22 protein-coding genes are annotated in these 21,141 nt (G+C 45.4%); 20 read left to right on the top strand and 2 right to left on the bottom strand.

What is annotated here, in order from left to right; all coding sequences use genetic code 11:
- Positions 1–4 precede the first annotated feature (4 nt).
- The 20 genes from G3570_RS02665 to G3570_RS02570 all read left to right on the top strand — a co-directional run bounded on the left by G3570_RS02665 (position 5) and on the right by G3570_RS02570 (position 19,765).
- Positions 5–1,399 carry a TolC family protein gene (locus G3570_RS02665; protein WP_165138891.1) on the top strand — a complete coding sequence of 465 codons (1,395 nt, stop codon included), beginning with the start codon at positions 5–7 and terminating at the stop codon, positions 1,397–1,399.
- Positions 1,400–1,475: 76 nt separating this feature from the next.
- Positions 1,476–3,287, top strand: a complete 1,812-nt coding sequence (locus G3570_RS02660) for an efflux RND transporter periplasmic adaptor subunit (RefSeq protein ID WP_165138889.1) — start codon at positions 1,476–1,478, stop codon at positions 3,285–3,287.
- Between the two features lie 160 nt (positions 3,288–3,447).
- Positions 3,448–5,472, top strand: a complete 2,025-nt coding sequence (locus tag G3570_RS02655; RefSeq protein ID WP_165138887.1) for a heavy metal translocating P-type ATPase — start codon at positions 3,448–3,450, stop codon at positions 5,470–5,472.
- 13 nt (positions 5,473–5,485) lie between these two features.
- Positions 5,486–5,827: a P-II family nitrogen regulator gene (locus tag G3570_RS02650; RefSeq protein ID WP_165138885.1), complete on the top strand. Its 342-nt coding sequence runs from the start codon at positions 5,486–5,488 to the stop codon at positions 5,825–5,827.
- A gap of 34 nt (positions 5,828–5,861) precedes the next feature.
- Positions 5,862–6,347 (top strand): hypothetical protein, encoded by a 486-nt coding sequence (locus tag G3570_RS02645; protein ID WP_165138883.1) that lies wholly within the window; start codon positions 5,862–5,864, stop codon positions 6,345–6,347.
- A 10-nt stretch (positions 6,348–6,357) separates the two neighbouring features.
- On the top strand, positions 6,358–6,570 hold the full coding sequence (locus G3570_RS02640; protein ID WP_165138881.1) for an SHOCT domain-containing protein: 213 nt from the start codon (positions 6,358–6,360) through the stop codon (positions 6,568–6,570).
- Positions 6,571–6,630: 60 nt separating this feature from the next.
- Positions 6,631–7,017 carry a DUF302 domain-containing protein gene (locus G3570_RS02635; protein WP_165138879.1) on the top strand — a complete coding sequence of 129 codons (387 nt, stop codon included), beginning with the start codon at positions 6,631–6,633 and terminating at the stop codon, positions 7,015–7,017.
- Positions 7,018–7,058: 41 nt separating this feature from the next.
- The gene (locus G3570_RS02630) at positions 7,059–8,264 is read left to right on the top strand and encodes a permease (protein ID WP_165138877.1); all 1,206 of its coding nucleotides are present in this window, start codon (positions 7,059–7,061) and stop codon (positions 8,262–8,264) included.
- A 231-nt stretch (positions 8,265–8,495) separates the two neighbouring features.
- Positions 8,496–8,900: a cupredoxin domain-containing protein gene (locus tag G3570_RS02625; protein WP_165138875.1), complete on the top strand. Its 405-nt coding sequence runs from the start codon at positions 8,496–8,498 to the stop codon at positions 8,898–8,900.
- A gap of 238 nt (positions 8,901–9,138) precedes the next feature.
- Positions 9,139–10,212 carry a DUF2231 domain-containing protein gene (locus tag G3570_RS02620; RefSeq protein ID WP_165138873.1) on the top strand — a complete coding sequence of 358 codons (1,074 nt, stop codon included), beginning with the start codon at positions 9,139–9,141 and terminating at the stop codon, positions 10,210–10,212.
- A 17-nt stretch (positions 10,213–10,229) separates the two neighbouring features.
- Positions 10,230–10,679, top strand: coding sequence for a c-type cytochrome (locus G3570_RS02615; RefSeq protein WP_165138871.1), 450 nt, complete (start codon positions 10,230–10,232; stop codon positions 10,677–10,679).
- Positions 10,680–10,853: 174 nt separating this feature from the next.
- Complete coding sequence (locus tag G3570_RS16470; protein WP_165138869.1) at positions 10,854–11,063, top strand: GDCCVxC domain-containing (seleno)protein; 210 nt, start codon at positions 10,854–10,856, stop codon at positions 11,061–11,063.
- The gene (locus G3570_RS02605; protein ID WP_165138867.1) at positions 11,064–13,151 is read left to right on the top strand and encodes a heavy metal translocating P-type ATPase; all 2,088 of its coding nucleotides are present in this window, start codon (positions 11,064–11,066) and stop codon (positions 13,149–13,151) included. It abuts the gene before it with no gap.
- Positions 13,152–13,158: 7 nt separating this feature from the next.
- Positions 13,159–13,779, top strand: a complete 621-nt coding sequence (locus G3570_RS02600; RefSeq protein ID WP_165138865.1) for a class I SAM-dependent methyltransferase — start codon at positions 13,159–13,161, stop codon at positions 13,777–13,779.
- A gap of 130 nt (positions 13,780–13,909) precedes the next feature.
- Positions 13,910–14,383 (top strand): DUF411 domain-containing protein, encoded by a 474-nt coding sequence (locus tag G3570_RS02595; protein WP_165138863.1) that lies wholly within the window; start codon positions 13,910–13,912, stop codon positions 14,381–14,383.
- 50 nt (positions 14,384–14,433) lie between these two features.
- Positions 14,434–14,709, top strand: a complete 276-nt coding sequence (locus G3570_RS02590; RefSeq protein ID WP_165138861.1) for a hypothetical protein — start codon at positions 14,434–14,436, stop codon at positions 14,707–14,709.
- The gene (locus G3570_RS02585; protein WP_165138859.1) at positions 14,699–15,271 is read left to right on the top strand and encodes a TlpA disulfide reductase family protein; all 573 of its coding nucleotides are present in this window, start codon (positions 14,699–14,701) and stop codon (positions 15,269–15,271) included. The genes G3570_RS02590 and G3570_RS02585 overlap by 11 nt, the downstream gene beginning before the upstream one ends.
- A gap of 10 nt (positions 15,272–15,281) precedes the next feature.
- On the top strand, positions 15,282–15,923 hold the full coding sequence (locus G3570_RS02580) for a methyltransferase domain-containing protein (RefSeq protein ID WP_165139508.1): 642 nt from the start codon (positions 15,282–15,284) through the stop codon (positions 15,921–15,923).
- A 136-nt stretch (positions 15,924–16,059) separates the two neighbouring features.
- Entirely contained in the window at positions 16,060–17,415 is a 1,356-nt protein-coding gene (locus G3570_RS02575; protein ID WP_165138857.1) for a Na+/H+ antiporter NhaC family protein, read from the top strand.
- 160 nt (positions 17,416–17,575) lie between these two features.
- The gene (locus G3570_RS02570; RefSeq protein WP_165138855.1) at positions 17,576–19,765 is read left to right on the top strand and encodes a TonB-dependent receptor; all 2,190 of its coding nucleotides are present in this window, start codon (positions 17,576–17,578) and stop codon (positions 19,763–19,765) included.
- 125 nt (positions 19,766–19,890) lie between these two features.
- Here G3570_RS02570 and G3570_RS02565 read toward each other — a convergent pair whose 3' ends face one another.
- Together G3570_RS02565 and G3570_RS02560 are read right to left on the bottom strand one after the other, a co-directional pair.
- Entirely contained in the window at positions 19,891–20,553 is a 663-nt protein-coding gene (locus G3570_RS02565) for a metal-dependent transcriptional regulator (RefSeq protein WP_165138853.1), read from the bottom strand.
- Positions 20,554–20,631: 78 nt separating this feature from the next.
- Complete coding sequence (locus tag G3570_RS02560; protein ID WP_165138851.1) at positions 20,632–21,141, bottom strand: thioredoxin family protein; 510 nt, start codon at positions 21,139–21,141, stop codon at positions 20,632–20,634.

The following is a 21,141-nucleotide window of genomic DNA, read 5'->3' as shown; positions in this document are numbered from 1 at the left end:
ACCGATGAATTTCTATCACTTATTAAATAACACAAAATGTAAATATAATGCCTACCAGTTAAATGGTAGCACTGATCGCATTTACAATAGACATGAACCTGAGAATTCCGGTATTCGGCATTCAGCCTTTTTACTGATGGTGGCGATGATTCTGGCGGTTTTGCCCTTGCTTTCCATAGCCCAGCAACCTGAAAACTACTCTTCACCGGTCGATCAGTACCTCATGCAAGCTGCAGAGAATAATCCTTCTCTGATGGCCGAATACCGAAATTACCTGTCAAGCCTTGAAAAAGTACCCCAGGTGACGACCCTGCCCGATCCGGAACTCTCTTTCGGGTACTTCATCAATCCCATAGAAACTCGGGTAGGCCCGCAACAAGCCCGCTTAGGGCTTACCCAAATGTTTCCCTGGTTCGGAACACTGGGAGCACGAGGTGATGCCGCTGCTGAAATGGCAAAGGCCAGATTTGAAGCCTTTCAGGAGGCACGCAACCGGCTGTTTTATGAAGTGCATAAAAAATGGTATCAGCTTTATCATATCGAACAGAGCATTCGCATCATGCGCGGAAACATCAGCATACTCGAAACGTTCGAGTCACTAGCGATGAGAAGATATGAGGCAGGACAGGTCGGACAGGTGGATGTACTTCGGGTACAAATAGAAAAAGAAGATTTAAAAACCCGGCTGGAACTTATGGCAGACAACCGAAAGGTAGCCCTGCAAGAGTTCAGGGAACTCCTCAATACAGATTCCGGGGAAAACATTCGTACAGCCGATAGCCTACAAATGCGTGATCTGGAATTAAGCTTTCAGGAAATTGAAAATCGCATCATGGACCAGAATGCGCAACTTTCCAGATTGGATTTTGAAGCTGCATCTGCCAAAAGCACTATTGAATTGGCACGTAAAGAGGGGCTTCCAAAATTTGGATTGGGAGTAGACTACGTGGTTACAGGCGAACGCGACATGGTACTGACAGATAACGGTAAAGATGCCTTTATGGCCCGTGCCGGGATACAGATTCCCTTGTATCGAAAAAAATACAAGGCCAAAGAAAGAGAGGCGGAAATAAACCTTCAATCGGTGCAATACCGACAGGCTGCAACGCAAAACCGACTTATTTCACAACTCGAGCAGGCTATGCGAGATTACGATGATGCCCGGCGCAGAGTGCTTCTCTACCGGGATGTACAGATTCAAAGAACTCGTCAGGCTATCAACATACTAACAGAAAAATATGCCACTTCAGCTACCGATTTTGAAGAGCTGTTGCGCCTGCAGAGAAAACTATTGGACTATGAACTGGCAAGAGAAACCGCAGTGGTTGATCAGAATACCGCTGTTGCATTTATCGAGTATCTCTATGGAAAATACAATATCAATCCTGAAGAAATTTAACACTGTACAAAGTAGAAAGTCTTAAGTCAAAAGTGCTTTCTACTATATACTTTTACTAATTACTAAATACAGAACCATGAAGAAACAAATCGACTTTCAACAAATAGCTAAAATTGCCGGCGTCTTGCTTATCGGACTTTTCCTGGGCTGGCTCTTTTTCGGCGGATCCACCGAACAACCGTCAAGCACTCAGGAGCATGTGGAGCAAGCGCATACCGATACAGAAGGTAACATTGTCTATACCTGCAGCATGCATCCAAATGTCCGAGAATCCGAACCGGGCAACTGCCCCATTTGCGGTATGGAACTTATTCCTGTCAACAGCGCATCGTCTGACGGCGAAGAAAGTCCTTACGAGCTCACCATGACACAGGCTGCCATGAAGCTTGCTGAGGTACAGACTACACGTGTAGTCACAGAAGAGGCAATCAACAGCATTCGCATGCCGGGGAAAGTAGTAGTTGACGAGCGGCGCATTTCAAATGTTACTGCCCACTTTCCGGGACGCATCAAGGAACTCTATGTTGACTTCACCGGGGAACGGGTACAGGAGGGAGAACGGCTTGCATCCATCTATTCTCCGCAGCTTCTTACAGCCCAGCGTGAACTGCTGGAAACCAGTAAACATAAAGAGCAGAATCCGGCCCTTTATGAGGCAACGCGCCGTAAACTAAAGCTGTGGGAACTTCCTGAAGAGGAGATAAACCGAATTGAAAACAGCGGTGAGGTTATGACTGATATAGACATTGTGTCACCGGCTGAAGGATATGTACTTAATCGCAATATTTCGACTGAAGATCATGTCATGGAAGGTACGGTAATGTACAAAATTGCCAACCTCTCTAAAGTTTGGGTGGTTTTCAATGCCTATGAGAGTGATTTGGCCGGAATCGATGTGGGAGATGACGTCTCTTTTAACGTGGATGCCTACCCGGGAGAAACTTTCAACGCACAGGTCACCTATATTGACCCGGTACTAGATCCTCAATCGCGAACAGCGAATGTACGTGCCGAAGCCGTTAACAACGACCGGCGGCTAAAACCGCAAATGCTTGCAGAAGGTATCATATCCTCTAATATCTCGAGAGGTGAAGGCCAGTTATTGGTACCTAAATCAGCAGTTCTCTGGACCGGCGAACGCTCCGTTATTTATGTAAAAAAACCGAATACCGAGCAGCCGACATTTGAATTCCGCGAGGTGGTTTTGGGTCAGCGTGTAGGCGATCGCTATGTGGTGAAATCGGGTGTTAGCGAAGGGGAAGAAGTGGTTACCAACGGTAACTTTAAAATCGACAGTGCTGCCCAGCTATCGGGTAAAGCAAGTATGATGAACCGTGAGCCCGATGGAAGAAAGCCTGCCAGACATGATCATGGGTCTATGGAAATGAACAATGGACAAATGAAATCTACCCAAGAACCAAAGACAGAGAAATCCGATACCACGGAGCATCGCCATATTTCACATCTGGACAATCTCCTGAATGAATATCAAAATATGAAAGAAGCACTGGCAGATGACCGGTTGGATGAGGCAAAAAAGTACCTTCACTCCTTCAGACAAGAAGCTGTGCAAAGTTCCCAGATGACGGACCATTCAGCACATGCCAATACCCATGAGGATCACCATTCCGCTATGCTTGCTTCCATAAAGGAAGCCGAAAATGCACAAAATGCAGAGTCTTTTCGCCGGGCCTTTGCAGGCATTTCCGAACACCTCACTAAAGCAGTGCAGAACCAAGGTTATAATGAACAGTCCCTGTTCCTTCAGTACTGCCCAATGGCCATCGATGGAGAGGGTGCCACCTGGCTGAGCACAACCCCTAAGATCAAGAATCCCTATATGGGTCAGAAAATGCCGGGCTGCGGGGAAACCAAAACCGAAATCTAATTCTACGGTGCATGATAATTGTATAAATAAAAAATATTATAACAACTATCCGTAATTATGTAACGCAATAGTTTCCAAGCCTGCCTAGGTTTAGCACAGATACTGCCGGCAAACGGGATCTGCCGGCAGTAATAACTATCAACAAATTGTGATAATGCATATGAACGGAGAACATAACAAACATAATCATTCCGGTGCAGACCATGGTGGTAAGCAGGAAAAGGGACACTCAGGCAACCACCATAAGCACATGGTCGAAGATTTTAAAAAGCGATTCTGGATCTCGCTGATTGCCACAATCCCCATCTTGCTGTTCTCTCATATGCTGCAAGATCTGTTGGGTTTCGGAGACCAATTCCATTTTAGCGGTGATCTCACGATCTCTTTTATCCTATCTACCTTCGTTTTTTTCTATGGAGGATGGCCCTTTCTTAAAGGCCTGTATGAAGAGCTGAAGAAAAAGCAACCGGGCATGATGACCCTCATAGGCATTGCCATTACGGTGGCCTATGCCTACAGCACAGTAGTTGTTTTTGGAGTGGACGGTCAGGTCTTCTTTTGGGAGCTCGCCACCCTTGTTGACATTATGCTGGTCGGCCACTGGATAGAGATGCGATCTGTGATGAGTGCTTCCCGCGCCCTGGAAGAGCTGGCAGAATTGATGCCTGGGGAAGCACATCGTATTAATGATAATGGTGAGACCGAAGATATTCCTTTACAGGAACTGAAGAAAGGAGACCTCTTGCTGATAAAACCCGGAGAAAAAGTACCGGCAGATGGTTTGGTTATTGAGGGCAAGTCCACAGTTAATGAATCACTGATGACGGGTGAATCGAAACCCGTAAGCAAGACAGTAGATGATGAGGTAATTGGAGGATCCGTCAACGGTGAAGGATCAATAACCGTAGAAGTAAAAAAAACCGGAGAGGATTCATTCCTTTCGCAGGTTATCAAACTTGTGAAGGAAGCTCAGGAGAGCAAATCCAGAACTCAGGATCTCGCAAATAGGGCTGCCTTCTGGCTGACTCTGATTGCACTTGGAGCAGGCGCTCTCACCTTTTTTGGATGGACATATTGGTCAACCCAAAGTTTTGTTTTTGCACTGGAACGTACCGTTACCGTAATGGTCATCACCTGTCCCCATGCTCTTGGGCTTGCCGTACCGCTGGTTGTTGCAGTTTCCACTTCCCTTGCTGCTCGGAACGGCTTTTTGATACGCAATCGAACAGCATTTGAGCAGGCCCGAAATCTGGATGCCATCATCTTTGATAAAACCGGTACCCTGACCGAAGGTGAATTCGGAGTGACAGATGTTCTGACATTTAATGATCAATACGAAGAAACTAAACTGCTTAGTCTTGCAGCATCTGTGGAACAGAATTCAGAACATCCGCTTGCAAAAGGAATACTAGGTGCCGCTGAAAAAAAATATGACGTCACAAATTTCAATTCCATTACCGGCAAGGGTATTGAGGGCACCGTAGAAGGAAAGCATGTTAAGGTGGTAAGTCCGGGATACCTCAGAGAGCACGATATTGAACTACCCAGAGAGGATTATGAAAAGCTTTCAAGTCAGGGCAAGACCGTAGTATTTGTGTTAATTGATGAACAGCTGGAAGGTGCTATTGCTCTTGGAGATCGCATCAGGAAAAGCTCCTATGGAGCAATCAATAAACTCAAAGAGATGGGTATTCAATGCATGATGCTTACCGGCGACAACAGGCAAACAGCAGCATTTGTGGCTGAAGAACTGGGATTGGATGATTTCTTCGCCGAAGTTTTGCCCGATGAGAAAGCTGACAAAGTAAAAGAGGTTCAGAGAAGAGGTTTAAATGTGGCAATGACCGGTGACGGAGTAAACGACGCCCCGGCCCTGGCCCAGGCGGATGTTGGAATCGCTATAGGCGCCGGATCTGATGTAGCAGTTGAGACAGCTGATATTATCCTGACCGACAGCAATCCCGATGATGTCGCTGCAGTCATTCAGCTGGCCAAATCAACCTATAAGAAAATGATTCAAAACCTGTTCTGGGCCACAGGATATAATGCCTTTGCCATACCGCTGGCTGCAGGCGTAATGATAAACTATGGAATTATTCTAAGTCCTGCCGTGGGTGCCGTACTAATGTCAATGAGTACGGTTATTGTGGCTATAAATGCCCGTTTCCTGAAAATCGAACGCTAAATATGAGTCTATTATGAAACTTATAAAAGCTTTTATCAGACCCGAATTGCTGGAAGAAGTTTACATTGCGCTACGCAGAGAGGGATATCCCTCCATGACTGTTTTTGAAGGTGAGGGAACGGGCCGATTCAGCGACCCCGAGAGCAGTCACGGTTCCCTGGATTTCCCGGCTATGCACAACAGGATCGTTAAAATTGAAATTGCAGCTCAAGATGCGAATTGCGATTCCATTATCCATGTTATTAAAGAACAGGGGTGCACCGGTGGGAAAGGAGATGGTGTGATATTCGTATCACCGATTGATCAAGCACTGCGCATCAGGGATGGGAAAAAAGGGCCTGAAGTACTTAACTAAAGGAATATTTTTAATCAACCAAGAGGTGAATATTATGAAACGACTCACGCTAATAACAACCGCATTTTTACTTTCTTTCTTACTGTTTGCAAACGAAAGTTTTGCCCAAAAAGGACAAAATGAAATGGCACAACAAAGACAGCAAATGATGCAGATGATGCAGGACTCCACCATGCGATCCATGATGATGCAGCATATGGCTCAAAACCCTCAAATGCGTCGCCAGATGATGCAACATATGATGCAAAACATGTCGGCCGACAGTAGCGGAATGATGGATATGGGTAATATGAATCAGATGATGAACAACCCGCAGATGAAAGAACGTATGCAGCAGCATATTCAACTGATGCAAGCGATGTTAGACGGTGATATGGACCATTCAGAAATGATGTCTAAGATGAATGACTCAGGAATGATGAGAATGCACATGATGTGTATGCAAATGATGCAGGGAAATATGATGAATCAACAAGGTTCCATGCATGGCAAAATGAACCCTAATCATCATAAACAGTAGTATAACAATTATGCATTGGATGGATGGATTTGGAGGCGGATGGATGATGATCCTTTGGTGGGGCATCATCATTGCCGCAATTATCGTAATCATAAAATTCTTTGTTTCCTCCGGCAGGCCGCAAAATCAGAAATCTGCCATGGACATACTGAAGGAGCGTTATGCCCGGGGTGAAATAAGCAAGGAAGAATTTGAAGAGAAGAAGAAGGATTTACTCAGCTAATTCACTTGCTAATGAGCTTTCAATAAATGTAACTGCCAAATAAATAATTAGGAGATTTCAATGAGTTATTACGTTTCTAAAACAGTTGACTACACTTTTGAACAGACCATAGAAAAAGCCACTGACGAACTCAAAAAAGAAGGATTCGGAATTCTGACTGAAATAGACGTCAAAGATACCCTGAAAAAGAAGCTCGACGTGGATTTCAAAAAGTATCGCATACTGGGTGCCTGTAATCCGGAGTTTGCACACCAGGCGCTGCAGCATGAGGATAAAATCGGCACCATGCTACCCTGCAACGTAATCGTAGAAGAACATGAAGACGGAAGCGTCGAGATTTCGGCCGTGAATCCCATGGCATCCATGCAGGCAGTGGAAAATGCCGAATTGGCGGCCGTTGCAGGCGAAGTCAAATCAAGATTGGAAAAAGTTATTCAATCGATATAACTGCGTTTAACTGTTCTTTTTGATTTCAATGTATCTACGCTATGAGTTTTCTTGAACTCTATGCGGAATCCGCAAAAACCGCTCTCGGATTTTTCTGGAAGTCAGGCTGGGCATTTGTACTGGGATATTTTGTAAGCGGTATGATTCAGGCTTTTGTACCCAAAAATGAGCTTACCCAATATATGGGAGAAGCCGATATTAAAAGTGTTTCTCTCTCCACTTTTTTCGGTGCTATATCCTCTTCCTGTTCCTTCGCTGCACTAGCTGCAGCCCGTTCTCTGGTAAAAAAAGGTGCCCACTTTATTGCCGCAGTGGCTTTTATGTTTGCCTCGACGAACCTTGTTATAGAGCTTGGTATTCTAATTCTCATTTTTCTAGGCTGGCAGTTTCTGGCGGCTGAAATTGTCGGGGGACTAATTTTAATTGCGATCAGCAGTGCCCTCATAAAACTGACCTATCCTGAGAGCTGGCTGGAAGCTGCACGTGACAAGGTGGAGAGCGAAGGCGACGAACTTACTGAAGATTTCGATTGGAAGAAACGTATTAGAAGCAAAGAGGGCTGGCAACTGGTCGGGCATAAATTTGTTAACGACTGGAAGATGGCCTGGGAGGATATTCTGATCGGATTTACCATTGCAGGTTTTGTCGCCGTACTGGTTCCTGAATCGTTTTGGACCGCCCTTTTCCTGGCTGATGCCCAACACCTTCCCGATTGGTTGGTTACCCTCGAAAATGCGCTGGTAGCACCATTTGTTGCAGCAGCAACGTTTATCGGGTCAATGGGCAATATTCCTTTGGCAACCGTGCTTAATGAGAATGGAGTACTCTTTGCCGGTATCATGGGATTCATCTATTCCGACCTTATGGTTCCGCCATTGGTACATATCAATGCCAAGTACTACGGTTGGCGAGTAGCTTTATATATTGCCGGAGTCATGTTTGTGAGTATCGTAATTACAGCACTTATTCTAAACGGACTCTTCTCTCTGTTGGGAATAGTGCCTGAAAGCCAACGTGCTATAGCTGAAATAACACAGTTCAAGATCGATTATACCTTCTGGATGAATCTTATCTTTGTCTGGATTGCCGCCTGGCTGGCCTGGCAAAACAGAAAATATCTACAGGATCATGACATGAAAATGATGAAAATGGAAGGCGGTGGCTGGCTGAAAAGAACTATCGTTTATCTCTTCATTTTAGTGTTGACAGCAGGTCTTACAGCTTACCTCTTTACGTCTATCATTTAGTTTCCTCCCCTGAAAGTGATCTGCTTACAGGTTGTGTTAGACTTATTTTGAGGCAGGATAACAGATCCCTGCCTCATTCCTTCTTTCCGGGTACTTCTCTTTTCTCAAATAAGTACTCCTGCTTAGGCAACCATCCCTATCATTTACCTGTATAGGCTGATGAAACAGGTAATATAAATTCGCTTGATCTGAGTCATACTTAAAGAAAAAAATGAAATAAGGTGTTAGTTTATGAACAGGCAAAACAACATTTCACAATTTGCCGCTTATTCGATCATTACAATCCTTGTCGCAGTCACTCTTTTGGCATGCGGTACCGAAGCCGAACGTGGCACAAATAAGCTATTTGACAGCGGAAACATACCGGCCGGTGAATCATTCAGCTATACTTTCGGAGAAGAAGGCTCCTTCAACTATTACTGCGAGATTCACGCCCCGAACATGCAGGGCAATGTTCAAGTCACTGCGGGTGCTACCAGTACCGATCCGGATACCGTTGAGATGATTAATGATCAATTTAGTCCGGAACAGATAACCGTGTCGCCAGGAACCGAAATTGTCTGGATTAATAGAGGTACTGAATCTCATACCGTCATCAGCGGTACCCCCTCCACAGGTAATGGTGATATCTATTAACAACTTTTTGCTCTCTGATCCTTCCTTCCCTCCTCCCCCGACTGACTCCATAATACCAACACGGGGGAGGTATTTTAAAATCAAAAACCTGTTTTATTTACGTTTAGATATCCGAAAATAGAAACGAGTATGGATATTGTCCTACTGACATTTACTATCCTAATGGCTTTTGCTTATTTTTCGTTAATCCTGATTATTCGTTTAGATATAATCTTTTTTCAATCAATCCTGATACTGAATGAGCATTATACCGGAATGGGCCCCAAACATTCACCCGATTATTGTTCACTTTCCCATTGCCCTGATATTTATGGCGGTTCTAATGGATCTGCTGAATCTCTTTTTGCCTGATAAAAGGTGGGATGATCTCAAGTCGACCATTCTATACGGCGCAGGGACTCTTGCCGCTCTGATCAGTTATTATACCGGTACATTGGCGGGTGACAGTGTATTTCTGCCATCAGAAGCACAATCGGTTCTGAATAGCCACTCTGAATGGGCCTGGTGGACCATCTGGTTCTTCGTTGCGTACCTGGCACTAAGATTGATATTTCACAGGCTGGATATCATTGACCAATTTAAATTCAGGGTTATCATTTTACTGACAGTGTTACCCGGGCTTTTTATGCTATATGAAACAGGCGAACATGGGGCCGAAATGGTATTTGGCTACGGTGTCGGCACCGGTCAGCTGATCCAAAAGGAACAAAAAGAGATCACATCAACGGATAGCCTGGAAGCTACCAACCAAGGTACCTTCACCGTAGAGGAAAACGGCGACTGGTCATGGCGCATGAGTCCGAATGCCGTCAGTTCGCTTCTGGAAAACTTCCGGTGGATGAAAGGTTCTGCACAGTCCCTTAATCCTTCTGTTGTACAAAGCGGGGATTTACAGTTACTTTCAATTAGCGGTGACTCTCTGAGTAGTTTTTTCACCACTACGAATAGTTATCAAAATGTACAGGTAGATTATTACCTGAACCTTACGGATTTTGAAGGTGAGATAATGCTGCTCAATCATGTAAAGGATGCCCAAAACTATGATTTTGTGAATTTATCTACGGATGGCACCATTACCCAGGGGCGAGTGACTGATGGAAGCCGGGAAGTGTTTGCCGAAGAATCTTATTCCGCTTCAGGCATGTTGTTTATCCGCACCGTCGCTAACGGCACTCATTTCCGTGGCTACATCAACAAGGAGATGGTAGTACACGGACACGGTGATGCACCGGAACCCGGAGAGGTAGGTATGGCCATCGATGGAAGCGGCACCTTGTTAATTGACCGGGTGGAACTTACTCAACTACAGTAAACCGGTATTAAAACACTATGCACTCCTTATCTTACCCGGTACTGATATTGCTGTCACTCACTTTTTTAGTGGGTTGTAACTCGAACAATCAGGCTGAACCCGAATATGTAGTACAAGGGCGCTGGTTTAGCAAACAGCAATTTGAAACCGGAAAAGTGGTCTACGCCGAAAACTGTGCACGATGTCACGGAACCTACGGGCAGAGCACCGTTGCAAACTGGAAAAAACCAAATCCTGACGGTTCTTTTCCGCCTCCACCCTTAAACGGCTCGGCCCACACCTGGCACCATCCCTTTGAAGTTCTGGTGCGAACCATCGATGAAGGAGGGGCACCAGTTGGCGGCACCATGCCCGCTTTCGGAGATAGCCTGAGCGATGAAGAAAAGATTGCTGTTATTGCCTATATCCAGAGCCTCTGGGATAATAAAACCTACGAGCGATGGGTTGATATGAATGCACGGCAATAAATAAAACCTGTAGTAAGTATAAAGGCAATTAAGTATTAACTTCCCGTGATTCACTATTTAATTGAAAATGTGAAATGATTATTTCACAGAGTTGCACAAAGTGAAGCAGAGGTGCACAGAGTAATAACATGGATGAAACAGACAAGAATCTTTAATAAATAGAATTACAAGTTTATGAAAGAGGAGATCGCATTAAACTCTACAGTAACCTGTCCCGAATGCGGACACCAATCCAAAGAAACAATGCCGGAGGACTCCTGCCTCTTTTTTTGGAAATGTCCAAATTGTGAAGAATTGATAAAACCCCAAAAAGGCGATTGTTGCGTATATTGTTCTTACGGGGATACCCCCTGTCCACCCGTACAAAAATCAGGATGTTGCTGAATGGAAAAGAAGGAACTGGAAATAACTGTTAAAGGCATGGATTGTGCCGGTTGCGTACGCAGCGTCAAAAGCGCTCTTGAAGATATGGAGGGTGTGGATTCTGCAGAGGTGTTGCTCTCTTCAGAAAAGGCGTACCTCAAATCAAATTCCTCACTGCCTGATTTGCAATCATTGAAGAAAAGGGTTGAGGATATTGGATACCGGGTAGTCGATATTCAGCATGATAAATCGGGGGATACTCAACAGGCCGAGGATCTCGCAAAAAAATCTTTCCGGCTCTTCGGACTCGTTTTCGGAGCCATCCTGACAGTGATCGTGGCCGGTGAGTGGCTTGGTCTTTTTCAAACCGTCACCGATTATATCCCCTTTTGGGCCGGTACACTCTTTGTAGTGGCTATGGGTTATCCCGTATTTATTCAGGTTATTAAGGCTGCCATAAACAAACGAGTAACGCCCCATGCGCTTATGGCACTGGGTGCGCTTGCGGCACTGGCAGCCGGAGAATGGGTAACGGCAGCTATTGTCGTCTTTTTTATGCGGACAGGTGACTTTATAGAAGGGTACACTACCGAAAAGGCACGCGATTCCATTCGCTCCCTGACCAATCTGGCACCAAAGCAGGCTACTGTAATCAGAGACGGTAAGGAACAGGAGGTAGCAGTGGATGATGTTCAAGTTGGAGACACAATTCTGGTAAGGCCCGGCGGCAGTATCCCAGTTGACGGTACGGTGATAGAAGGAACTGCAACGATAGATCAGTCACCTATTACCGGGGAATCCATGCCTGTTGAGGTATCTGATGGCAGCCAAGTTTATGCCTCGACAATTGCTCAAGGAGGACGAATTCTGGTGAAGGCCGAAGCTATCGGGCGCGACTCCACCTTCGGTAAAATCATCCAGATGGTTGAAGAAGCCGAGTCGAAAAAAGGAAGAGTGCAGCGCATTGCAGATCGCTTTTCAGCCTACTACCTGCCGGTTGTGGCGGGTATTGCCCTGCTCACCTACCTCTTCAGCGGTGATGTGATGGCTACCGTAGCCGTGATGGTCGTAGCCTGCTCGTGTGCCTTTGCCCTGGCAACGCCTGTAGCCCTGCTGGCATCCATCGGTTCCAACGCCAAAAGAGGCCTGCTTATTAAGGGCGGGAAATATATTGAATCGCTGGCGAAGGCCGATGTATTGCTGCTGGATAAGACAGGAACCCTTACTTTCGGTGAACCTTCCATTGGCGAGGTCATACCATTAAACGGATGCTCGAGGGAAGAGCTCTTAAAACTCGCCGCAAGCGCCGAATTTTATTCCGAACATCCCCTGGGCAAAGCCATAGTAACGGCTGCCAGAAATGAGCATCTATCACTGGAAAAACCGCAAGATTTTGAATCTTTAACCGGTAACGGTGTCAGGGCCAAGGTTCAACAGGGAATAATAACAGTGGGTAATGAACGAATGGTTGAATCCACTGAGGATTATGAAAACCGTATACAACAATTGAAAAACCGGGGTGACACCATCATCACCGTTCAGAAGGATAACGAACTGATAGGCCTGCTGACTGCCCGTGATACGGAACGGAAATCTGCAGGCGAGGCAATAGACCATATCAAAAAATTTGGCTTCTCACACATTGAACTGCTGACAGGTGACAATACCGAAACTGCCCGGGACCTCGCCGGAAGGCTCGGTATCAATTACCGAGCCGAATTGCTTCCTGAAGATAAAATCGGAATTGTCAGGGAGTTTCAGTCTCAAGGCAAGGTCGTGGTGATGGTCGGCGACGGTGTCAACGATGCCCCTGCCCTGGCTCAGGCAGATGTTGGTATTGCCATGGGGACTACCGGCACGGACGTAGCCATTGAAACCGCCGATATTATTTTACTGCGTGATGACTGGTCGCTAATTCCCAAACTTTTCGAATCGGTACAAAAAACCATGACGGTCATTCGATGGAACTTTGGATTTACCACAGCCTATAATATCGCAGGCCTCTCCCTAGCCGCCTTTGGCATCCTTCCTCCCATTCTCGCTGCAGCAGCCCAATCCCTGCCGGATATCGGAATTATGGCAAATTCATCACGGCTGCTAAAGAAATAGACCTGATTTGACTCATTATAGTGAAGAAGCATTCAATCGTAAGGCTAAAAGGTATGAACACAGATGGGAAGCCTACCTCAACCATACCCATGAAATCTTTCTAAAGCATATCGAAATTGAGGAAGGAGAAACCCTGCTGGACGTCAGCAGCGGAACCGGACTGCTAGCTTTAGAATTGACGGAGTTGGATGCCCCTTTTGAAAAACTGGTACTCAATGATCCCTCGAAGACAATGCTTGAATTTGCACAAAAACGATTGGCAGATCACCCAAAGATTACATTCAGCAACCAAACGGCAGAAAAACTTGAATTTGACGACCGGCATTTTGACCGAATTTTTTGTTTAAATGCATTTCACTTTTACAGCAACCAAAAACATGCGCTTGAACACTTTCACAGCCTATTAAAGCCGGGAGGAAGAGTGTATATACTCGACTGGAATCGATCTGGATTTTTTCGTTTTGTGAATAAGGTAATTACATGGTGGACCACCGAAAATATTAATACCCGATCATTCGTTGAAATGCAAGACCAGCTGAATGAGTGCGGTTTCCAAATGATTAACGTTTTGGAATGGAGCTGGCGTTATTGGAATTTCTTCTTTATCGAAGCAAAACTGAAAACGTAAATTAAAAAGCTATAAACAGTCATAATTCTAACGCCGGGCCAACCGGTAAAGACCATACTTTTCGTTTATTTTACTCCTTAAAACACATTATCTTTGAGTCCAATAAAAAAGTCCTAATTTTATCTGTACTATGAGAAAGTTAATTCACAATACCCTGTTTGCAATGTTAATTCTGGGTTTGGTATCTGCCTGTTCCCAAAACCGATCCGATAATTCCGGAGGTGCTGAAAAAGCCAGCTTCACTATGTATAAGAACGAAGGCTGTGTGTGCTGTGCGGATTGGGCAAGCTACATGGAAGCCAATGGCTATGATGTAACCGAACAGCCGATTGACAACCTTGCCGCTTTTAAGTTCACTAATAAGGTACCCAACGACATGAGCTCATGCCACACCTCAATCATAAACGGTTATGTAGTTGAAGGTCACGTTCCGGTTGAAGATATTGAGCGACTTCTAAATGAGAAGCCCGATGCCAAGGGCATTGCAGTACCAGGTATGCCCATCGGTTCGCCGGGCATGGAAAATCCCAACAGACCTGATGATGCCTATGACGTAATGATTTTTCAGGAGGACGGATCACGCCAGGTTTATGCAAGCCACTGATTGCCCAACCTGAACATCTGACTTCCGCTTAATATGAAGCAAGCAGAATCATGACCTCCAAGAATAAACTCAAATACATTTTCATTGTTCTGGTGATAGTCGCTGCGGGTTTTGCCCTATCCGATGCCCTCGGTTTCTTTAACCCGAAACCCTACACCGCTGTCTCTCATGGGGCACATTTTCATTACGTACCTGAAGATCGTGACCCCAATGTAGGTATTGATAAATTTCCACAAGAAGAACCCGGTCCCGGCGAAGTCATCACTCCAACCGGACAAATTATGAGTAAATCGGAATGGGAAAAGCAAAAGGCCGATGAACAGTAGAGACTCGTTAATTTTGCTTCTTGGATTCCTGGTAATACTGGGTTGTTCCAATGAGAATAAAAATTCAGATACCAATTCCGGCGTGGCACCGCAACCCGTAGAACAGCTGGACCCTTATTCGGCAACCCTCTACCCGGCAAAGAAAGAAGCCAAAGCTCAGGATTTTACCGTTACTCTTTTGAACGGAGAAACCTTTACCCTATCTGAACAGCAGGGGAAAGTGGTAGTAATGAATATTTGGGCAACCTGGTGTGCCCCCTGCCACGACGAAACTCCGGATTTCGTTGACCTGTACAATCAGTACCGTGAAGAGGGACTGGTGATACTGGGTGTTTCTATTGATGAACAGGGCAAGTCAGTAGTCAAGCCTTTCATGGAAAAATATGAGGTAAACTACCCAATGTTCATAGACGATGGCAGTGTCATGGACAAATACGGTCCGACAATGGGCATTCCCACAACCTATATCATTAATAAAAAAGGAAATCTGCAGTATTTTGCCGTTGGGGCACTCACCCAAAAAGAGCTGGAACCAAGAATAAACAGGCTGCTTAACGAGTAGGGAGACCGTTATCAGGGAATCGGAAAATGAAACATACAGTCTCATCTCCCGCCTTAATGCCTGGTTTCTGAATAGGGGCACGCATACCTACAACAAGCTTACCCACCGATTCAAAAAGGAGCTGTTTTCCGGTCTTTCGGGAAGCGTACTTGAAATCGGGGCCGGAACCGGAGCTAACTTTGACTACTACCCGGAGAATCTGGATCTATGGATGCTTGAACCAAGCCCCTATATGCGTGACTATCTGCATGAAAAGGCCGTAGAAGTCGAACAGGATGTTCATATCATAAGCGGGTATGCTGAAGAAATTCCCTGTCAGGATAACAAATTTGATGCAGTGGTAACTACCCTTGTGCTTTGTACGGTAAATGACGTTGAGCAGAGCCTGTCAGAGATTTACCGTGTCCTAAAGCCCGGTGGTGTTTTTCATTTTATCGAACATGTAGCCGCATCGGAACAGAGCTGGCTGAGAACCCTGCAAAACGGCATTACTCCTTTTTGGAAGATCATGGCTGACGGCTGCCATCCTAACCGGGAAACCGGGGAATGGATTCGGAAAAGTGGGTTCATGGATATTAAACTGGAGCGCATCAACGTAAGCATCCCCGTTGTCTCCCCACACATCATAGGCTCGGCGTTCAAGCCCGAATAAAGCCCGACAATTCTATTTTGATGATTCATGAATAAATGGTAGGATTGGTCTCTTAATTATGCTAAACCATTGGTTGCCCGGGCAGATTCTACTGTAATGCTGATTCCGGGGCTCGGCCAAAAATCATTCAGGTAACATGGATTGGATTGTCATACTTCCTCCCATACTGGCTATAGCTGTTGCTGTGTGGAGGAAAGAAGTAATTATTGCCTTGGTGCTGGCTCTATTCTTTTCGGAGGTAATCATCGCCGGCTGGCATCCCGCACTGGGATTTACCGGTGCCATTGACCGTATTGTTGCAGTTTTTGAAAGTCCGGGAAATACACGGGTGCTTCTTTTCAGTCTGATCGTGGGTGCACTGATTGAATATATTCAGGTGTCGGGAGGAGTTAGTGCTTGTGTAAAAAAGCTGACCGGCATGGGCCTTACGAAAACACCCAGACAGGTTGGCCTGCTCACCACATTTACCGGACTAATTATCTTTATTGAAACCAATCTGAGTATTCTAACCGCAGGAATCCTGTCTCGCGGGCTGTTTGATAAGTTCAAGATGAGCCGGGAACGTCTGGCATATATCATTGACTCTACCTGCGCGCCTGTAGCTGTGCTAGTGCTCCTCAACGGCTGGGGGGCATATCTTCTGGGACTCATTTCAAACTACGAGCTATCTGAACCGGTCTATACCCTTGCCATGACTATACCGTTGAATTTCTATGCAGTTGCAACGATTGCGTTTGTATTTTACACCGTACTGACCGGCAAAGTATATGGACCGATGAAAACCGCAGAGACTTTCCAAACCGAGTCCGAACTGGATGATCCCGAACCGCCAACCAAAGCACGCTATATGCTGGTGCCGCTGGGTTTTATGACCTTTGGAATCGTATTCTTTCTCTGGATAACCGGGGATGGCAATATAATGCAAGGTTCCGGATCTACCTCGGTACTTTGGGCAACCGTACTGGCAGTGGCGGTTGGCTACCTGATGCTCATTGGTGAAAAAGTATTTACTCACCGCGAGATGATTGACATCACTTTTGACGGCATGAGCAACCTGCTGCCATTAGTAAGCATTGTGCTGCTTTCACTTGCACTAGGTGCCAGTTTGCAGGCTCTTGGTACAGGTTCTTTTGTGGCATCCATGATCGGACAATTTCTACCGGCTATTACCATAGCACCTCTCATTTTTGTTGCCGCCGGAGTTATTGCCTTTACAACAGGTACCTCATGGGGAACCTTTGCCATTATGGTACCAATTGGTTTGCCTCTCGCTTTTAGCATGGGCATTCACCCTTCGCTGGTACTCTCGGCACTTATAGGGGGCGGAATTTTCGGTGATCACTGCTCACCTATATCGGATACAACCATCATCTCTTCGCTGGCCGCAGGCTGTGACCACTATGACCACGTGCGTACCCAACTACCCTATGCACTGGTTACCGGCACCTTTGCTGTTCTGCTATACTTTGTAGCCGGTTTCTGGCTGGTATAATCTCTGCGCACCTCCGTGCTTCTTTGTGGTACTCTGTGGTATAACTTTTCAGGGCTATTTCACAGAGTAAAGCAGAGATACACAGAGTATAATTTAGCCTTGGCTAAATATATTTTATGTCTTATATTAATTTTAGCTTTGTCTAAATTTATTATAAGCCATGAAAAAATTATTATTGTTCTTATTTCTTTCATCCTCTTTAAGTGCCCTGGCACAATCCTCCGACGGACGAATAGAAGGTTCCGTTACTCACAATGGAGAACCTGTACCCGGAGTGAATGTTGGCATCGAGAGCCTGCAAAAAGGCAGTGCTTCAGATAAAAAAGGGAAATTTGCCATTCAAAACATCTCCCCGGGAACCTATCGGCTTAGGGCATCAGCAGTCGGCTACAGGCCGGTTACCAAAGATGTCGCGGTGCAAGCAGGCGAGACAACACAAATCACCCTGGAACTGGAAGAGTCGCTGCTGGAACTTGACCAGGTGGTTGTAACCGGTACCATGAAAGAAACCTATGTTAAAGATTCTCCGGTAAAGGTTAATGTGGTATCCAACAAATTTCTCGAAAAGAATCCATCCAACAACATTATGGAGTCTGTAGGATTTATCAACGGACTTTATAATGAGGTCTCTTGCGGAGTCTGCGGTACCAGCAGTATACGAATCAATGGTATGGAAGGTCCTTATACTTCGGTACTGATTGACGGCATGCCGATTATGGGTTCCCTCGCTTCGGTTTACGGTCTGAACGGCATCAATCCCGGGATAATCGAAAGTATCGAAATCATCAAAGGTCCGAATTCTACACTCTATGGCTCGGAAGCAATGGGCGGGGTTATCAATGTACGCACCAAAGATCCGGCTACGGCATCACGTTTGAATCTTAGTGGATATACCAGTTCTCATCTGGAAAATAATCTGGATTTCTCTTATTCGCCTCCGACAGAAGGGTTTCAGACGTTTTTCAGCGGAAATGCTTTTTACTTTGACCGGTTCCTGGATCACAATAATGACAATTTTGCCGATGCTACAAAACGGAAGCGCATATCCCTGTTTAATAAATGGAGTATAACCAGACCACAGGCCAGACGTCTGGATATTGCTCTAAAATATTACTTTGAAGACCGACTGGGCGGCACCCCCGAGTATTCAAAAGAGCTACGTGGAAGCGATACTGTTTATGGTGAATATATAACTACTAATCGCCTTGAAGTAATCGGTACCTATGAGCTTCCTTTGGAGGAAACGATTCGATTGGATTATTCCTACAGCTATCACGATCAGGACAGTTACTATGGGGATTACCGCTACCAAGCCGGCCAGCAGATATTTTTCACCAATCTGGTTTGGGATAAGAGGTTCCGCTATGATCGTCAGCTATTGCTTGGAAGTACCATTCGCTATGATGCACTCGATCAGACATTTGATGAGCAAAGGCTCGATGACGGCTCCGAAGACCGTCGCTTTACACCGGGAATTTTTGGGCAATATGAACACATATTCAGTGAAGTGGCCAGAATGCTGGCAGGTTTGAGAGTTGACCACTACAGTGATCACGGCTTCATATTCTCTCCTCGTTTTAACCTGAAATTAAGCCCAACTCATCACACTACTATTCGTTTTAATGCAGGTACGGGTTTTCGTATTGTGAACCTGTTTACGGAAGAGCATGATATACTGTCCGGTTCCCGTCAGGTAGTCATCTCCGAAAGCCTCGACCCTGAAAAGTCCTATAATGGTACAGTCAATATAAACCAGATCGTGGATATCGGAAATTCGGTCCTCAATATGGATTTCGATCTCTTCTATACCCGTTTCAGCAACAGAATTATTCCCAATTATTCCAATCCCAACGAAATTCGTTACAGCAACTTGCAAGGGCACTCTGTCTCGCAAGGACTTGCTTTCACCGCTGCCCACAATTTTCCCGGACCGTTGCAATATTCAGTGGGGATTACCTTTCAGGATGTTTACCAGGATACAGGAAATGGTAAAGACACTCTGCCCTTTGCACCTAACTTCACGGGCAACTTCTCTATCTCTTATGGTATCGAATCAATTGCTACTTATTTTGACTACACCGGACGCCTAGTTGGAAGTATGGAATTGCCGGAATATCCCGATGCTGTTAATAAATCCGAGATCTATACCGAACAAAATGTGAAAGTCAGCAAAAGACTTTCTGAGAATATCGAAGTTTACGGATCGGTCAAAAATATTTTCAACTATACCCAGGAGAATCCGTTAATTGCACCTGACCGTCCCTTCAGTGATGATTTTGCAACGGACCATGTGTTCGGGCCGATACAAGAGCGTCGGTTCCTAATCGGAATAAATTTCAACCTGCGATAAAGTAATTCCTCTGTATAGCTCTGTGGATCATCGTGCAACTCTGTGCTTCTCTGTGCCCATCGGTGTAACAACTGCTCAAGGCTATTTCACAGAGTTGCTAAGAGGGAAAAAGAGGTGCACAGAGTTTATTCCGGGAGTTCGGCAATTAGGATGTGTTCTGCCACTTCATGGCCCAGCACCTGTTCACTATTTTCTATCAACAGTGTGATTGGTCCTCGGAAAGGCCCCTTATCCTTGATCTCCAGCTTCGCACCGGGGAGCAGTCCGATTTTCTCAAGATACCGCAACAGCTCCGGGTCTTGATTCTTCACACGGCTTACAAGGTAGAGTTGCCCCTCTTCGGCATTCACCAGTGATTTAGCATCCATTTCAGGCATGATACCCTCTTTGGTAGGAATGGGATCACCGTGGGGGTCATGCGTGGGATTATCCAGCAACTCTGCAATTTTATCCTCAAACTGTTCGGAAATATGGTGCTCCAGCTTTTCGGCTTCATCATGCACTTCATCCCATGAATATCCCATCACTTCGAGCAAATAGAGTTCCAACAGGCGGTGATGGCGAATTATTTCCAGGGCTATTTTCCGTCCGGATTCTGTAAGATTGGCTCCCTTGTAGGATTTGTATTTTACCAATCCCATATCTGACAGGCGCTTCACCATGTTGGTTGCGGAAGCCGAGGAAACATCCAATGCTTCAGCTATACGGGTTGTAGAAGCGCCTTTTTCCTTAGTCTCGAGTTTGTAAATTGCTTTTAGATAGTCTTCGACAGACTGGCTTAAAACCATATCATTAGGTAAAGTGGAAATTCCTTAACTGGTTAGATTGAAATATACCAAATGGGTAAAATTATTACACACCGGGTATCAGTTTTTATTCTCTTCGGTATACTCTTCAAAAGATACCCTTTCGTGGGCATCAGACCCAACAAAAGCGAGTAGATTGGTAAACACGTCAGGGGGAATATAACCCGGCTGGGCGCCTAATATATTTCCTCCTTCGTCAATAAAGAAGAACGTCGGTGTGCCCTGAACCCGGTACTTCTGTGCAAACTGGCTGCCCGTCAATGTCTCTTCATTAAATTCATGTTTCTTGTCCGATTCTATATCCACTCGAACCGGATAGTAATAGCGGGCAATGGAGTCTATTACTTCCTGTTTTGGGAAGACCTCATTCTCCATTTTCTTGCAGTAGGTACACCAAACGGCTTCCGCGTAGACCAGTACTTTCTTGTTATTTTCGGCAGCAAGATCCTGGGCCTCCTTCATGGAATACCAGGTAATTCCTTCGGCTTCCTCCGCTTCATCCCCGTTGTAGGCACCAAGTGCTACCAATGCCACAAGAGGAAGCAAAAATAAAAAATACTTCAATTTCAT

The sequence above is a fragment of the Halalkalibaculum roseum genome (genome assembly GCF_011059145.1).
GTDB lineage: Bacteria > Bacteroidota > Rhodothermia > Balneolales > Balneolaceae > Halalkalibaculum > Halalkalibaculum roseum.
The sequence above is the reverse complement of the archived record's forward strand: the minus strand, read 5'-3'. Positions and strand labels throughout refer to the sequence as shown.

Bases quoted from the DNA above. Each gene is read 5' to 3' on its own strand.
- G3570_RS02630 (WP_165138877.1), top strand. From the start codon at position 7,059: ATGAGTTTTCTTGAACTCTATGCGGAATCCGCAAAAACCGCTCTCGGA.
- G3570_RS16470 (WP_165138869.1), top strand. From the start codon at position 10,854: ATGAAAGAGGAGATCGCATTAAACTCTACAGTAACCTGTCCCGAATGC.
- G3570_RS02590 (WP_165138861.1), top strand. From the start codon at position 14,434: ATGACCTCCAAGAATAAACTCAAATACATTTTCATTGTTCTGGTGATA.
- G3570_RS02625 (WP_165138875.1), top strand. From the start codon at position 8,496: ATGAACAGGCAAAACAACATTTCACAATTTGCCGCTTATTCGATCATT.
- G3570_RS02650 (WP_165138885.1), top strand. From the start codon at position 5,486: ATGAAACTTATAAAAGCTTTTATCAGACCCGAATTGCTGGAAGAAGTT.
- G3570_RS02640 (WP_165138881.1), top strand. From the start codon at position 6,358: ATGCATTGGATGGATGGATTTGGAGGCGGATGGATGATGATCCTTTGG.
- G3570_RS02560 (WP_165138851.1), bottom strand. From the start codon at position 21,141: ATGAAATTGAAGTATTTTTTATTTTTGCTTCCTCTTGTGGCATTGGTA.
- G3570_RS02585 (WP_165138859.1), top strand. From the start codon at position 14,699: ATGAACAGTAGAGACTCGTTAATTTTGCTTCTTGGATTCCTGGTAATA.
- G3570_RS02665 (WP_165138891.1), top strand. From the start codon at position 5: ATGAATTTCTATCACTTATTAAATAACACAAAATGTAAATATAATGCC.
- G3570_RS02660 (WP_165138889.1), top strand. From the start codon at position 1,476: ATGAAGAAACAAATCGACTTTCAACAAATAGCTAAAATTGCCGGCGTC.
- G3570_RS02570 (WP_165138855.1), top strand. From the start codon at position 17,576: ATGAAAAAATTATTATTGTTCTTATTTCTTTCATCCTCTTTAAGTGCC.
- G3570_RS02620 (WP_165138873.1), top strand. From the start codon at position 9,139: ATGAGCATTATACCGGAATGGGCCCCAAACATTCACCCGATTATTGTT.
- G3570_RS02615 (WP_165138871.1), top strand. From the start codon at position 10,230: ATGCACTCCTTATCTTACCCGGTACTGATATTGCTGTCACTCACTTTT.
- G3570_RS02595 (WP_165138863.1), top strand. From the start codon at position 13,910: ATGAGAAAGTTAATTCACAATACCCTGTTTGCAATGTTAATTCTGGGT.
- G3570_RS02635 (WP_165138879.1), top strand. From the start codon at position 6,631: ATGAGTTATTACGTTTCTAAAACAGTTGACTACACTTTTGAACAGACC.
- G3570_RS02575 (WP_165138857.1), top strand. From the start codon at position 16,060: ATGGATTGGATTGTCATACTTCCTCCCATACTGGCTATAGCTGTTGCT.
- G3570_RS02605 (WP_165138867.1), top strand. From the start codon at position 11,064: ATGGAAAAGAAGGAACTGGAAATAACTGTTAAAGGCATGGATTGTGCC.
- G3570_RS02565 (WP_165138853.1), bottom strand. From the start codon at position 20,553: ATGGTTTTAAGCCAGTCTGTCGAAGACTATCTAAAAGCAATTTACAAA.
- G3570_RS02655 (WP_165138887.1), top strand. From the start codon at position 3,448: ATGAACGGAGAACATAACAAACATAATCATTCCGGTGCAGACCATGGT.
- G3570_RS02645 (WP_165138883.1), top strand. From the start codon at position 5,862: ATGAAACGACTCACGCTAATAACAACCGCATTTTTACTTTCTTTCTTA.